The organism is Streptomyces sp. NBC_00704 (genome assembly GCF_036226605.1).
Taxonomy (GTDB): domain Bacteria; phylum Actinomycetota; class Actinomycetes; order Streptomycetales; family Streptomycetaceae; genus Streptomyces.
Map to the genome: position 1 here is coordinate 5,539,234 of NZ_CP109000.1, position 13,712 is coordinate 5,552,945.

Below are 13,712 nucleotides of genomic sequence, written 5' to 3' on the forward strand. Positions count from 1 at the left end.
GGCGTGACCGCCTCGCGCCGCGTCCCTACCCCTCCCATGCCTCGAACCGGAAGGAACCCGAGCCGATGCGCGCCCAGCTGGCCCGTGTGGACGCCGTGATCGTCCAAGCCGTCATCGCGGGCGCCCTGTCCTTCTCGCACCTTCACGACCTCGCCGACGCGGCCGGACAGGGCGGCTGGAAGGCCTGGGCCTACCCCGTCTCTGTCGACCTGCTGCTCGTCGCCGCCTGGCGCCGGATGCGCGAACAGCAGCGCGCCGGGCAGCCGGCCGGGGGGCCGCGACTGTGGTTCCTCATCGCCCTGGCCGCATCCCTCGGGGCCAACATCGCCACCGCCGGGCTCCTCGACCTGGACGACGTTCCGGCGTCGCTCCGCGTCGTGGTGGCCGGCTGGCCCGCCGTCGCCTTCTTCGGCGGAACCCTGCTCGCCCACACACCACGCACCCCGGACGCGCCGACAGCCATCGCGACGCCCGAGACGGACACCGAAACGGCCCACGTTCCGGCTGCGGTCGATGCGCCCGAACGTGACGCGCTTCCGGCTCTGGCCACCGGCCCGGACGCCGATTCGGAGCTGGCCGCAACCCCCGAACCGGTCGCTGCTGTCCCCGCCCCGACACCTGCCCCGGCGGTCACCCTCCCGCCCGCTCTCGTCGACCGAGTCCAGGTCTTGGCCCAGGAACACCACGCCACCACCGGCAGGCCTGCCGACCCCGACGCCGTACGCGCCCGGCTCGGCCTGCCGCCATCCATGACGCAATCCGTAGCCGCCTACCTCTGAGAAAGGGCCACACACCATGCGCCCCGCCATCCGCTCAGCGCTGGAGCACGCCGCAGAGCTGACCCGCCGTAACCGGCTCGTCGATGCCCTCGCCCTCGGTGAGGCCGCGATCAATCAGGCCACCGACGACGAACAGCCCGAGATCCGCCAGTGGCTCGCCGACCACGCCCACGACTTCACCGGAGAGGACATCCCGCGATGACAGGCCCCAGGTTCCGCAACGTCCGCCGCATCGGTCCCGTGCAGGTCGCCTCCTACATCGCCCGCGGCCGCGACCGGCATCTCGCCGCCTGCACCGCACCCCGCTGCGACTTCTCCACCGAGTACGACAGCCGCGCCGCCGCCGAACTCGCCGCCCGCACCCACCGCTGCAAGGCCTGACAGGAGACCGCTGCCGTGACCGTCCCGCTCTGGTTCGCCGTCCTCGTCGTCGCCGTCCTCGGCATCCAGCTCGCCCGACCGCCGTGGTGGCTGGTCGCCCTGCTCCTCCTCGGCGGCTACCTCGTCGCCAACAGCGTCCTCGCCCCCGCCGTCGCCACCCTCCTCGACTGACTACAGAAGGGACCGCCCCGTGTTCACCCCCAAGTACCCCCGCCCGGACACCGCCCCGATACCCGCTCCCATGCCCCCGGCCACCTACAGCCCGTCGGTCTACCACCCCACCGCCTATGCCCCGGCCCCGGTTCCGGCGGCCCCCGCCACCAACCGGCCGGCGGTCCGGCTCACCCCGGGCAGCGTGCTCACCCTCGCCGCCGGTGGGGGAGCCCTGGTCCTGGTCGTCGGCGCGGTCCTGGTCTCCATGCTCCTCGCGGTCGCCATCACTGCCGCTTCCGTGGCCGTCTGCGCGGTCGTCATCCGCTCGATCCTCAAGAACGACCGCCGCTGACCTCATCTGCGCCGCATCCCGGCCTGCCCACACTGTCTAGCCCCCTACGCAGGCCGGGGTGCCCGTCCCGAACTTTCGCCCCTCCAAGGAGGCACCCGCACATGCGCCCCGAGGCTCCCACCGGAGCCATTCGCCAACTGGCAGCCCTCGCCCAGTACGGCGACCTCAGCACTTATGCACACCAGGTTCAGCGGCTCGGCGGTTGCGAGCGGCCCGTACGGATGGAGGGCCACCGCCTCGACGTCCACGCCGCGACCGGCGAAATCGTCCGCGAGATCTTCGACCGCGACCTTCCCGCCGGACAGCTCCTCATCCGCTGCAACAACCGCCGCGCGACACGCTGCGCCGCCTGCGCCGAGGTCTACCGCAAGGACACGTACCACCTCGTCACGGCCGGCCTGAGCGGCGGCAAGGGAATCGGCCCGGCCGTCGCCCAACACCCCCGCGTCTTCGCCACCTTCACCGCTCCGTCCTTCGGGCCCGTCCACAACCGGCCTGGTGGTGGTCGCTGCCGCTGCGGACGCCTCCACCCGGACGACGACCCCGCCCTCGGCACCCCGCTGAACCCGGAGCGCTACGACTACCGCGACGCCGTCCTCTGGAACGCACACGCCGGTGCCCTGTGGGCCCGCTTCACCACCTACCTACGCCAACAGCTCGCCTCCCGCGCGGACATCACCCGCTCCGAACTGCGCCACTGCCTCAAGCTCTCGTACGCCAAGGTCGCCGAGTACCAGCGGCGCGGGGCCGTGCACTTCCATGCCGTGATCCGCCTCGACGGTCCCGAGGGTGCCGAGGACTCCCCTCCGGTCTGGGCCACGACGGAACTTCTCAGCGACGCGATCCGCTCGGCCGTCCGGCTCGCCGAGACCCCCGGCCCGACCCTCGACGGGCGCGCCCACACGTTCCGCTTCGGCGAACAGCTCGACATCCGCCCGATCCGCTCGGCTGACTTCGCCGGAACCACCGACCTGAGCAGCCGGGCCGTCGCCGCCTACATCGCCAAGTACGCCACCAAGGGAGCGGAGAGCGCGACCGGCACCATCGACCGACCGATCCGCAACCCCATCACCGACCTGATCGGCACCGACGTCACCGACCACGCCCGCCGGATGATCCTCACCTGCTGGCATCTCGGAGGACTGCCCGAACTCGAAGAACTCCGGTTGCGCAAGTGGGCTCACATGCTCGGCTTCCGCGGCCACTTCTCGACCAAGTCCCGCGCGTACTCCGTCACCCTCGGCGCCCTCCGCCAGGAACGCGCCGACCACAACGAAGCACTCACCCGCGAACGCGCGGCCCTGGTCGGCCACCCCCTCCCGGACCCGGACACCGTCCTCGTCCTCTCCCACTGGCGCTTCGCCGGTACCGGGCTCACGGCCGCCGAATCCTGGCTCGCCGCCTCGCGCCGATCCGACACCCCAGACATGGAAGGAGACTCGTCGTGGACCGCCGACGAGACGAACTGATGACCGTCCCGCAGATCCTCGCCGAGCTGGGCGGAGTCTCCCGGCGCACCTTCTATCGCTGGCGCGAGCTGGGACAGGCTCCGGAAGCGATCAAGCTCCCGAACGGTGAACTCCGCTTCTGGCGCAGTGACTTCACCTCTTGGCTTCACGGGCTCGGGGAGGCGGCGTGAAGTCCCATGACGTGAAGGTGTGGAGCATTCGCAAGCGGCCGTACAAGACACCTTCGTATGACGTGCGGTGGAAGGTCGGCGACGCCCCGCCGTTCTCCGAGACCTTCCGGACCAAGGCTCTCGCAGAAACTTTCGCGCGAAGCTGCTCCGGGCTGCGCAAAAGGGCGAGGCATTCAACACGGAAACGGGCCTGCCGGACTCTATGGCGCCGATCAAAGAGTCCCTCACCTGGTACGAGTTCGCGCGGGCGTACGTCGCCATGAAATGGCCGCATGCCGCTCCGAACTCCCGCGACAGCCTGAACGAGACGATGACGCTCGTCACGACTCACCTCCTGGGCGACCGCGCCGGCCGTCCGGCAGATGAGGTGTTGCGGCGGGCCCTGCGCGGCTGGGCCTTCGTCGTCCAGGCCCCGGACGAGGAGGCCCCGCCGGTGGACATCGCCAACGCCCTCCGATGGGTCGCCAAAGCCTCGCTGCCGCTGACGACGCTCAAGAACCCGGCAGACATCCGCAGTGTCCTCGACTCACTCAAGCTCACCCTTGCTGGTGCTCCGGCCGCCGCCGAGACGGTGCGGCGCAAGCGGGCTGTCCTATTCAACGCCCTGGCCTACGCGGTCGAGCTGGGGGAGCTCCCGGAGAATCCGGTCACGCTCGTGAAGTGGAAGCTGCCCAAAGTCACCAAGGAAGTAGACCGCCGAGTCGTGGTGAACCCCCGGCAGGCGGCTGAGCTTTTGGGCGCAGTCTCGTACGTCGGTGGGTACCGCCGGGCCCGTGGGCGCCGACTCGTCGCACTCTTCGCCTGCATGTACTTCGGTGGGCTACGGCCGGCGGAAGCCGTGGCTCTGCGCCGTCCGGACTGCACGCTGCCGGACAAAGGGTGGGGCTCGTTGATCCTGGAGAAGAGCCGGCCGACCGTCGGGAAGCGCTGGACCGGAACGGGGGAGGTGCACGACAACCGCGGCCTCAAGAATCGACCCGCCAACGAGACCCGCATCGTTCCCGTTCCGCCCCGCCTGGTGCGCATGCTCCGGGCTCACATCGAGGAGTTCGGCACGGCCAAGGACGGTCGGCTGTTCGCCAACGAACGTGGGGGAGTGGTCGCCTCGACGACGTACTGGCGTGTCTGGGACGAGGCGCGGCACCTGGCGCTCACGCCGGAACAGGTGGCCTCGCCGCTGGCGGCTCGACCGTACGACCTGCGGCACGCGGCGCTCTCCTCGTGGCTCAACGCCGGCTTGGACCCGACCGAGGTTGCGGAGCGCGCGGGCAACAGCGTCGAAGTGCTGCTGAGCCGATACGCCAAATGCCTCGACGGTCGGCAGGACGTCGCCAATCGCCGGATTGCTGAGCTGTTGGACGATGTCCCTCCGGAATGAGGAGACGGCACAGCCCGGTCTACATCGAGCGCAGACTACTCACGTGAGTAGTCTGCGCTCCTCTGTATGCATCATCGGGCCTTCCGCACCCAGATGTTCAGAGGAAACAGAGCTCGACGCCTTTGTCTATGCACAGTCGCAGGACCACTGTCAGCTGCCGAGCGTCCTCGATGTGCTGCTGGAGAAGTGGTTCGGCGGGCTCCAGTAGCCATTCGTCGATGACTGCTTCCAATCGGGGAAGGATGCCGGCGCACTCTGCTGCCGAAAGGGGGTCGCCGCCGTCGTCCGGGTGATCGAGGAGCGGCTCCAGGCAGGTGGAGAGGTCGCTCCAGGGACGGTCTCCGCCGAAGCCCCACATCGCGGAGAGCACGAATCCCTCGGCCCGTGCCAGCCGTTCCCGGAAAGCGTTGAAGCCGGTGTAGGACCAGGCGACGTCTGGGCTCCTGGTGTTCCCATCTCCTGGGAACAAGGTCAAACCCACGCTGTCCTCCTCGCTCGCCGAGCGGACAGGATCGGCCAGAACAAGGGGAGCCAGCAAGCGAAATGATCGCTGGACGGCTGGTGGGATCATGGGGTCGGAGTCGTCCTGGATATCCCCGTTCCCAGGGCCCACCCCACGCCAGCGGTGGGTCTGCGTCGTGCACTCTTGAGCGTCAGACTCCCGCGTGCGCAACGAGGGCCCGACCTGCGGATTTCTTCCCTGCGGCCAGTCCACGCATAGTCCACAGCACGCGACATACGGCCGCTTCGAGCGGCATACGGCTGCACATACGCCAAGACCCCGTCCTCAGCGAAAGTGCTGGTGGCGGGGTCTTTGGGCACCTCGTGCAAGGTGCCCCCGGCAGGATTCGAACCTGCGCACACGGCTCCGGAGGCCGTTGCTCTATCCCCTGAGCTACGGGGGCGTGTCGGTCGGGAGGTGTTGCTCGCGGCGACGGGTAGAACACTACCAGCTCGCTCGGGGTGATCAGGAACGGGTTTGCGGGGCTTGCGGGAGGGCGGGTCGCTCGCACGGGGTGGAAGTGGGGAAAACCCGGACGCGGTGGCCGGTCCCGACCTACTCTCGAGTTGTGTCAGGCACGTCGGGCCGGGTGCTTGTGGTGGACGACAACAAGGTCATCCGGCAGCTGATCAGGGTCAATCTCGAGCTGGAGGGCATCGAGGTCGTGACCGCGTCCGACGGTGCCGAGTGTCTGGATGTCGTTCATCAGGTCCGGCCCGATCTTGTGACCCTCGATGTCGTCATGCCCCGGTTGGACGGGTTGGGCACCGCCGCTCGGTTGCGGGCCGATCCTCGGACTCGGGACCTTCCGCTGGTCATCATCAGCGCCTGTACGCAGTACGAGGTCGAGTCCGGCCTTGATGTCGGCGTCGACGCGTTTCTCCCCAAGCCTTTTGATCCCGCCGAACTCGTCTCCGTCGTACGGACGTTGGTGGAGCGGGAGCGGGAGCGGGGGAGGGAGGCGGAGACGGACGCGGAGCGGGAGAGGGGCGGTGGCGGCGAGGACGACCATGGGGGAGAGGGTGGGGATGGGGTGCGGTCCGGGTCGGGGTCGGCGTCGGGGATGACGGCCGGGTTGGAGGGGGAGCTGGGGGCGGGGGCCGCCGCCATCGGGGTCGGGAAGAGCCGTTCGCCCGGCGGGGGAGCTGCGGACGGGGAGTGAGGTTCCGCGCTCGAGGTCGAGCCCTCTCTTCCTGCCACGTCCTCCCCTTCCCCTTCCCCTTCTCTTTCCCTTCTCCCTCAGCTCCGTGCTTCCCTTCTTCTCTCTCCGTCCCGCGCTCCTGCCGCTCCCCGGTCAGGGGTTCCTGTCGTTGTTGCCTTCGCCGTCGGCCGGTCTCTCGTCCTGTTCGGCGTCCACATCTCGGGACCCCGTCGAACCGGCTCGCCTACCCACCCCCCTCCTCCCCTACGCTTGTGCCGTGACTCCCGTCGAGCTGTCTCGTGCCGTGCTGTGCGCGGTGCGTCGTGCTGTCGACGACGGGGAGCTGAGCGTGGCCGTTCCCGAGCGGGCTGTCGTCACGCCGCCGGGGCCCGGAGGGCGGGGGGACTACGCCACCAACATCGCCTTGCAGCTCGCCCGGCCCGCCGGGCAGACGCCTCTTCGGGTGGCCGAGGTTCTGCGGCCGTATCTGATGGGGGCCGAGGGCGTCTGCGGGGTGGAGATCACCGGGCCCGGGTTCCTCAACCTCAGCCTCGACGGTTCCGCCGTCGTCGATCTGGTCCGGCGGATCAGGGTGGACGGCTCGCGGTACGGGCACAGTGACGACCTCGCCGGGCAGGTGTTCGAGGTGCGGGTGCCGTACGAGGTGCGGGCCGAGGTGCTCGCCGACGTGCTCGCGCGGATCATCGGAGCACAGGGCGGCCTCGTCGACGTCCGTCATGACCTGCGGGACATGCGTCATGACCTCCGTCCTCGCGGCGGTGGTCGCCCCCGCGGCGTCCGTCTTGACGGTGGGCATGTTGACCGTGATGTGGGGGGCGGCAGCGTGTTGCGGCCGGTTCCCGCTCCGGAGGATCCCGCTCCGCTCGGTCTCGACGCCGCTCGCTGGGCCCTGGTCCATCCCGCCCCGCACGACCGGCCCCGCATCACCGCCGACCATCTGGTCCAGCGTGAGGGCAATCCCCTCTTCCGCGTCCGCTACGCCCATGCCCGTACCCGGGCCGTGGGCCGCAACGCCGCCGACCTGGGCTTCGCCGCCGAGGCCGGTCCTCTGGACGCCGCCGACCTCGTCGGCCTTCTCGCGGACTATCCCCGCGTTCTCGCCACGGCCACCGCCACGGCCACCGCCACTGTCGCGGCCACTGCCCTCGCCGTCGCCCCTGCTCCGTCGAACCGGCCGCCGTCCAGGCCCTCCAGGACGTCGTCCGAGCCGCGGGCCGTTCCTGATTTCTCCGTGCCGTCGCGGCTGGCCCGGCATCTGGTCGGGGTGGCCGACGCCACGCTCGTCCTGCTGCCCTCCGTGCTGCCGCGCGGTGCGGAGAAACCCTCGGCCGCCCATCGTGCCCGGCTCGCGCTCGCCGAAGCGGCCGGGGCGGTGCTGGCCGGCGGCCTGTCCCTGCTCGGCATCGACGCACCCGACCACCTCTGAGAGAGCACGCCCAGATGAGCCGATCCGCCCACCCCGCCGGGCCCCGTCACGCCGACGTCCTTCCCGAGGGCCACTACTCCGCTCCGCCCGCCGACCTCAACGCCCTCGACCCCAAGGTGTGGGCGCGGACCGTCGCGCGTGACGACGACGGTGTCGTGACCGTCGGCGGCGTCGACGTCGTCACCCTCGCCGAGCGGCACGGCACACCCGCCTACATCCTCGACGAGGCCGACTTCCGCGACCGGGCCCGCGCCTGGCGCACCGCGTTCGGGGCCGACGCCGACGTCTTCTACGCGGGCAAGGCCTTCCTGTCCCGGGCCGTCGTGCGGTGGCTGCACGAGGAGGGGCTGAACCTCGACGTCTGCTCCGGGGGCGAACTCGCCACCGCGCTGTCCGCCGGGATGCCCGCCGACCGGATCGCCTTCCACGGCAACAACAAGTCGACGGACGAGATCGAGCGGGCCGTCGACGCCGGCGTCGGACGGATCGTGCTCGACTCGTTCCAGGAGATCGTGCGGGTCGCGCACATCGCGCAGTCGCGGGGCATGCGGCAGCGGGTGCAGATCCGGGTCACCGTCGGCGTCGAGGCGCACACGCACGAGTTCATCGCCACCGCCCACGAGGACCAGAAGTTCGGGATCCCGCTCGCCGGCGGGCAGGCCGCCGAGGCCGTGCGGCGGGCGCTCCAGCTCGACGGGCTGGAGCTGATCGGGATCCACTCGCACATCGGGTCGCAGATCTTCGACATGTCCGGCTTCGAGGTCGCCGCCCACCGGGTCGTCGGGCTGCTCAAGGACATCCGTGACGAGCACGGGGTCGAGCTGCCGGAGATCGACCTCGGCGGCGGGCTGGGCATCGCCTACACCAGCGACGACGATCCGCGTGAGCCGCACGAGATCGCCAAGGCGCTGACGGAGATCGTCACCCGTGAGTGCGAGTCGGCCCGGCTGCGGACGCCCCGCATCTCGGTGGAGCCGGGGCGCGCCATCGTCGGGCCCACGGCCTTCACCCTGTACGAGGTGGGCACCGTCAAGCCGCTCGACGGGCTGCGGACGTACGTCTCCGTCGACGGCGGCATGTCGGACAACATCCGTACCGCGCTGTACGACGCCGAGTACAGCGTCGCGCTCGTCTCCCGCGTCTCGGACGCCGCGCCCATGCCGGCGCGGGTCGTGGGCAAGCACTGCGAGAGCGGGGACATCGTGGTCAAGGACGCGTTCCTGCCGGCCGACCTGGCGCCGGGCGACCTCATCGCCGTCCCGGCCACCGGCGCGTACTGCCGGTCCATGGCCAGCAACTACAACCACGTGCTGCGGCCGCCGGTCGTCGTCGTGCACGAGGGCGAGTCGCGGGTGGTCGTGCGGCGGGAGACGGAGGAGGATCTGCTGCGGCTCGACGTCGGCTGAGACCGACGCCCCGACGCCCGACCCTCCGGCAGCCACCGGCGGGACGGCCACCTCGCAGGGGTTCCGTACCCCTGCCGGAACGGTCGCCGGAACGGTCGTCGGGACCGTCGTCGGACAGACGTCGGGGCGGTCCCGTGGGCGGTGGAAGATCTCCTGTCTGCCGGGCGCTGGAAATGAAATAGATGTCTCACGATCCGGACTATGGGCAGAAAGTCCGGTCCGGTGAGTGAGACTGGGTCAACCGGAAACATCCGTAGACGGTATGAGGAAACGAGGTCGGATGATGCGTACGCGTCCGCTGAAGGTGGCGCTGCTGGGCTGTGGAGTGGTCGGCTCAGAGGTGGCGCGCATCATGACGACGCATGCCGACGACCTCGCCGCGCGGATCGGTGCTCCCGTGGAGCTCGCCGGCGTCGCCGTGCGGCGGCCGTCCCGGGTGCGCGAGGGCATCGACCCGGCCCTGGTCACCACCGACGCCACCGCGCTCGTCAAACGCGGGGACCTCGACGTCGTCGTCGAGGTCATCGGCGGCATCGAGCCCGCCCGTACGCTCATCACCACCGCCTTCGAGCACGGCGCCTCCGTCGTCTCCGCCAACAAGGCGCTGCTCGCGCAGGACGGTGCCGCGCTGCACGCCGCCGCCGACGAACACGGCAGGGACCTCTACTACGAGGCCGCCGTCGCCGGCGCGATCCCGCTGATCCGGCCGCTGCGCGAGTCTCTCGCCGGGGACAAGGTGAACCGGGTGCTGGGCATCGTCAACGGCACCACCAACTTCATCCTCGACAAGATGGACTCCACGGGCGCCGGATACCAGGAGGCCCTCGACGAGGCCACCGCCCTGGGGTACGCGGAGGCCGATCCGACGGCCGACGTGGAGGCGTTCGACGCCGCCGCCAAGGCCGCCATCCTCGCGGGCATCGCGTTCCACACGCGTGTGCGCCTCGACGACGTCTACCGCGAGGGCATGACCGAGGTGACGTCGGCCGACTTCGCCTCCGCCCGGGAGATGGGCTGCACCATCAAGCTGCTCGCCATCTGCGAGCGGGCCGCCGACGGAGCGTCGGTCACCGCGCGGGTGCACCCCGCCATGATTCCGCTGAGCCACCCGCTCGCCTCGGTGCGCGGCGCCTACAACGCCGTGTTCGTCGAGTCGGACGCGGCCGGGCAGCTCATGTTCTACGGTCCCGGCGCCGGCGGTGCTCCCACCGCCTCCGCCGTACTCGGCGACCTGGTCGCCGTCTGCCGCAACCGGCTCAGCGGGGCGACGGGGCCCGGCGAGTCGGCCTACGCCGCGCTGCCGGTGTCGCCCATGGGCGACGTCGTCACCCGGTATCACATCAGTCTCGACGTCGCGGACAAGCCTGGCGTTCTCGCCCAGGTCGCCACCGTCTTCGCCGAGCACGGAGTCTCCATCGACACCGTGCGGCAGCAGGGCCGACTGGACGGAAGCGGCGAGGCCTCCCTCGTCGTCGTCACCCATCGCGCGTCCGACGCCTCCCTCACCGGGACCGTCGAGGCGCTGCGCAAGCTCGACACCGTGCGGGGTGTCGCCAGCATCATGCGGGTTGAAGGAGAGTAACCAGCAATGACCCACCAGTGGCGCGGAATCATCGAGGAGTACCGGGACCGGCTGCCGGTTTCCGACAGCACGCCCGTAGTGACGCTCCGTGAGGGCGGCACGCCCCTCGTGCCCGCGCAGGTGCTCTCCGAGCGCACGGGCTGCGAGGTCCACCTCAAGGTGGAGGGCGCGAACCCCACCGGCTCCTTCAAGGACCGGGGCATGACCATGGCCATCACGCGGGCCAAGGAGGAGGGCGCGCAGGCCGTCATCTGCGCCTCCACCGGCAACACCTCCGCCTCCGCCGCCGCGTACGCCGTGCGCGCGGGCATGGTCTCGGCCGTCCTCGTCCCGCAGGGCAAGATCGCGCTCGGCAAGATGGGCCAGGCGCTCATCCACGGCGCGAAGATCCTCCAGGTCGACGGCAACTTCGACGACTGCCTCACGCTGGCGCGTGCGCTGAGCGACAACTACCCGGTGGCGCTGGTCAATTCGGTGAACCCGGTGCGTATCGAGGGGCAGAAGACGGCCGCCTTCGAGATCGTCGACATGCTCGGCGACGCTCCCGACATCCACGTCCTGCCGGTCGGCAACGCGGGCAACATCACCGCGTACTGGAAGGGGTACCGGGAGTACGCCGCCGACAAGGTCGCCACGCGCACGCCCCGCATGTGGGGCTTCCAGGCGTCCGGCAGCGCCCCGATCGTGCGCGGCGAGGTCGTCAAGGACCCGTCGACGATCGCCACCGCGATCCGCATCGGAAACCCGGCCTCCTGGCAGTTCGCGCTGGCCGCGCGGGAGGAGTCCGGCGGCTTCATCGACGAGGTGACGGACCGTGAGATCCTGCGCGCCTACCGGCTGTTGGCCGCGCAGGAGGGCGTCTTCGTGGAGCCCGCGTCCGCCGCGTCCGTGGCCGGTCTGCTGAAGGCGGCCGAGCAGGGCAAGGTCGACCCGGGGCAGAAGATCGTGTGCACCGTCACCGGCAACGGTCTGAAGGACCCCGACTGGGCCGTCGCGGGCGCACCGCAGCCGGTCACCGTCCCGGTCGACGCGGCGACGGCCGCGGAGCGCCTCGGGCTCGCGTAGCGACACCGGAAGGGCCGCGTCCTTCCGGGTGACGTCCCGGGGACGTCCGGGTGGCCCCTCGGGGCCCCTCGGGGGCCCTCGGTCTTCCGGGTCGTCCCGGTCGTCTCGGTGGCCCGGCTCGTCCCGGTCGCCTGGGGGTCGTCGCCTCGGCCCTCCGGTCGGCCGAGCGGGCCTCCCACCGGGGCCCGAAGCGGCCCGACACGGCCCACGCCGGGCCCGGTCTCGAGCCCGGTCCAGGTCCCTAGGGGGCTTCGGGCCCGTCGACCGGCGTCCCACCAGGCGCCGTACCAGGCGTCCAGCCGGGCGCCCGGGATCCGGTGCCGTCCTGGGGGCGACCTGCGGGCGAACCGACGGAAGTCCCTCCCGGAAGTCCGGCATCGCGGTCGGCCGGTGGATGTCCCTGACAGGGGTGCACGAGGGGCTTACGACACGCATCGTGCGCCTCCTGTGCGCCCTATGTCGCCGCAGAACCTTCCTTCGATAGGCTGTACCTAACCCGCCCGCCGCATATGCCGCAGTGACGCGTCGCCGTCGCGGTCCCGGGTCCTCACTCACGCATCGCAGCTCATTCGACAGCCCCGCAGCTCAAGGAGAGTCATCGCGAGATGGCCGGTCCCGCCTTCCGTGCCGCCCCCGTCCGGGTGCGCGTCCCCGCCACCAGCGCCAACCTCGGCCCGGGTTTCGACGCCTTCGGGCTCGCGCTGGGACTCTACGACGACGTCGTCGTCCGGGTGGCCGACTCAGGGCTGCACATCGACATCGCGGGGGAGGGCAGCGAGACGCTGCCGCGCGACGAGAAGCATCTCCTCGTCCGTTCCCTGCGCACCGCGTTCGACGTCCTGGGCGGTCAGCCGCGCGGCCTCGAGATCGTCTGCGCGAACCGCATTCCGCACGGCCGGGGCCTCGGCTCGTCGTCGGCCGCGATCTGCGCGGGCATCGTCGCCGCGCGCGCGGTGACGATAGGCGGCGAGAGCAGGCTCGACGACGCGGCGCTGCTGGAGCTGGCGACCGAGATCGAGGGGCACCCCGACAACGTCGCGGCCTGTCTGCTGGGCGGGTTCACCCTGTCCTGGCTGGAGGCGGGCGCCGCGCGGGCGATCAGGATGGAGCCGGCCGGTTCCGTCGTTCCGGTGGTTTTCGTGCCCGGGAAGCCGGTGCTGACCGAGACCGCGCGCGGACTGCTCCCGCGCTCCGTGCCGCACGTCGACGCAGCCGCCAACGCCGGCCGCGCCGCACTGCTCGTCGAGGCCCTGACGCGCCGTCCGGACCTGCTGCTGACGGCCACCGAGGACCGTCTGCACCAGGAGTACCGCGCGCCGGCCATGCCGGACAGCGCCGCACTGGTGGAGCGGCTGCGCGCGGACGGGATCCCCGCGGTGATCTCCGGCGCCGGGCCCACCGTGATGGCGCTGGCCGACGCGGGGACGGCCGACAAGATCGAGGCCTCCGCCGGCGCGGACTGGGCCGCGAACCGCCTCGAGCTGGACCTGCGAGGGGCGAGCGTGCTGCCCCTGGCGCCCTCCGGCGACATCCAATAGCGCACGGTTGCCGGATTTCGAGAGGGGGAATGTTTGTTGGATCCGGTAGTGTTAACCTCAAGTCTGCACCCGACCGCACCACGGCGAGGTGCTTCGTGTCCCGCTTCGGGACAGACATTCTTCCGGGAGCTTCCCAAGCCGCACTGCGTTCCGTACGTCGTACCTGGGCAGTACGCCGTGCAGCGACGCTGAGCGGTGTTCGGGACACGCTCCGGAATCGGTGCGACCTCGCGACGTGACACCAGGTGTCACGGTTCGCTCAGGAAGCGCCATCACCAGAAATCTCCTCCGCCGCATTGGCGGACAACCGCCCCGGCTTCGCCACTGCAAGGACCGAAGTCGGACAGCA

Annotated in this window: 13 protein-coding genes, 1 tRNA gene and 2 pseudogenes; 14 read left to right on the forward strand and 2 right to left on the reverse strand. The window is 70.8% G+C overall.

Features of this window, described 5'->3' with window-relative positions:
• The first annotated feature begins 65 nt into the window (after positions 1–65).
• The 8 genes and pseudogenes from OG802_RS24255 to OG802_RS24290 all read left to right on the forward strand — a co-directional run bounded on the left by OG802_RS24255 (position 66) and on the right by OG802_RS24290 (position 4,682).
• Positions 66–779: a DUF2637 domain-containing protein gene (locus OG802_RS24255; protein WP_329413602.1), complete on the forward strand. Its 714-nt coding sequence runs from the start codon at positions 66–68 to the stop codon at positions 777–779.
• Between the two features lie 16 nt (positions 780–795).
• Positions 796–981, forward strand: coding sequence for a hypothetical protein (locus OG802_RS24260; protein ID WP_329413604.1), 186 nt, complete (start codon positions 796–798; stop codon positions 979–981).
• On the forward strand, positions 978–1,160 hold the full coding sequence (locus OG802_RS24265) for a mobile element transfer protein (RefSeq protein ID WP_329413606.1): 183 nt from the start codon (positions 978–980) through the stop codon (positions 1,158–1,160). The genes OG802_RS24260 and OG802_RS24265 overlap by 4 nt, the downstream gene beginning before the upstream one ends.
• A 15-nt stretch (positions 1,161–1,175) precedes the next feature.
• Entirely contained in the window at positions 1,176–1,331 is a 156-nt protein-coding gene (locus tag OG802_RS24270; RefSeq protein WP_167467581.1) for a hypothetical protein, read from the forward strand.
• 19 nt (positions 1,332–1,350) lie between these two features.
• The gene (locus OG802_RS24275; protein WP_329413608.1) at positions 1,351–1,665 is read left to right on the forward strand and encodes a SpdD protein; all 315 of its coding nucleotides are present in this window, start codon (positions 1,351–1,353) and stop codon (positions 1,663–1,665) included.
• Positions 1,666–1,766: 101 nt separating this feature from the next.
• Entirely contained in the window at positions 1,767–3,134 is a 1,368-nt protein-coding gene (locus OG802_RS24280; RefSeq protein WP_329413610.1) for a replication initiator, read from the forward strand.
• Positions 3,134–3,304: a helix-turn-helix transcriptional regulator gene (locus OG802_RS24285; protein ID WP_041669189.1), complete on the forward strand. Its 171-nt coding sequence runs from the start codon at positions 3,134–3,136 to the stop codon at positions 3,302–3,304. Before OG802_RS24280 ends, OG802_RS24285 begins: the two co-directional genes overlap by 1 nt.
• Positions 3,301–4,682 (forward strand): annotated as a pseudogene (locus tag OG802_RS24290) (tyrosine-type recombinase/integrase). The gene OG802_RS24285 and the pseudogene OG802_RS24290 overlap by 4 nt, the downstream one beginning before the upstream one ends.
• A 97-nt stretch (positions 4,683–4,779) precedes the next feature.
• Here OG802_RS24290 and OG802_RS24295 read toward each other — a convergent pair.
• Positions 4,780–5,163 carry a hypothetical protein gene (locus OG802_RS24295; RefSeq protein ID WP_329413611.1) on the reverse strand — a complete coding sequence of 128 codons (384 nt, stop codon included), beginning with the start codon at positions 5,161–5,163 and terminating at the stop codon, positions 4,780–4,782.
• A 352-nt stretch (positions 5,164–5,515) separates the two neighbouring features.
• Positions 5,516–5,587, reverse strand: a tRNA-Arg gene (locus tag OG802_RS24300).
• A gap of 165 nt (positions 5,588–5,752) precedes the next feature.
• Here OG802_RS24300 and OG802_RS35970 point away from each other — a divergent pair.
• From OG802_RS35970 to thrB, 6 genes and pseudogenes are all read left to right on the forward strand, one after another.
• A pseudogene (locus OG802_RS35970) lies at positions 5,753–6,127 on the forward strand (response regulator); the annotation flags it as partial.
• A 475-nt stretch (positions 6,128–6,602) separates the two neighbouring features.
• Complete coding sequence (nrtL, locus tag OG802_RS24310; protein WP_329413614.1) at positions 6,603–7,772, forward strand: ArgS-related anticodon-binding protein NrtL; 1,170 nt, start codon at positions 6,603–6,605, stop codon at positions 7,770–7,772.
• 14 nt (positions 7,773–7,786) lie between these two features.
• Positions 7,787–9,178 carry a diaminopimelate decarboxylase gene (gene lysA, locus OG802_RS24315; protein WP_329413617.1) on the forward strand — a complete coding sequence of 464 codons (1,392 nt, stop codon included), beginning with the start codon at positions 7,787–7,789 and terminating at the stop codon, positions 9,176–9,178.
• A gap of 283 nt (positions 9,179–9,461) precedes the next feature.
• Positions 9,462–10,760, forward strand: coding sequence for a homoserine dehydrogenase (locus OG802_RS24320; protein ID WP_329417357.1), 1,299 nt, complete (start codon positions 9,462–9,464; stop codon positions 10,758–10,760).
• Between the two features lie 6 nt (positions 10,761–10,766).
• Complete coding sequence (thrC, locus tag OG802_RS24325; RefSeq protein ID WP_329413619.1) at positions 10,767–11,825, forward strand: threonine synthase; 1,059 nt, start codon at positions 10,767–10,769, stop codon at positions 11,823–11,825.
• A gap of 605 nt (positions 11,826–12,430) precedes the next feature.
• On the forward strand, positions 12,431–13,363 hold the full coding sequence (thrB, locus tag OG802_RS24330; protein WP_329413621.1) for a homoserine kinase: 933 nt from the start codon (positions 12,431–12,433) through the stop codon (positions 13,361–13,363).
• Positions 13,364–13,712: the final 349 nt, after the last annotated feature.

Bases quoted from the DNA above. Each gene is read 5' to 3' on its own strand.
- OG802_RS24255 (WP_329413602.1), top strand. From the start codon at position 66: ATGCGCGCCCAGCTGGCCCGTGTGGACGCCGTGATCGTCCAAGCCGTC.
- OG802_RS24260 (WP_329413604.1), top strand. From the start codon at position 796: ATGCGCCCCGCCATCCGCTCAGCGCTGGAGCACGCCGCAGAGCTGACC.
- OG802_RS24265 (WP_329413606.1), top strand. From the start codon at position 978: ATGACAGGCCCCAGGTTCCGCAACGTCCGCCGCATCGGTCCCGTGCAG.
- OG802_RS24280 (WP_329413610.1), top strand. From the start codon at position 1,767: ATGCGCCCCGAGGCTCCCACCGGAGCCATTCGCCAACTGGCAGCCCTC.
- OG802_RS24285 (WP_041669189.1), top strand. From the start codon at position 3,134: ATGACCGTCCCGCAGATCCTCGCCGAGCTGGGCGGAGTCTCCCGGCGC.
- lysA (WP_329413617.1), top strand. From the start codon at position 7,787: ATGAGCCGATCCGCCCACCCCGCCGGGCCCCGTCACGCCGACGTCCTT.
- OG802_RS24320 (WP_329417357.1), top strand. From the start codon at position 9,462: ATGCGTACGCGTCCGCTGAAGGTGGCGCTGCTGGGCTGTGGAGTGGTC.
- thrC (WP_329413619.1), top strand. From the start codon at position 10,767: ATGACCCACCAGTGGCGCGGAATCATCGAGGAGTACCGGGACCGGCTG.
- thrB (WP_329413621.1), top strand. From the start codon at position 12,431: ATGGCCGGTCCCGCCTTCCGTGCCGCCCCCGTCCGGGTGCGCGTCCCC.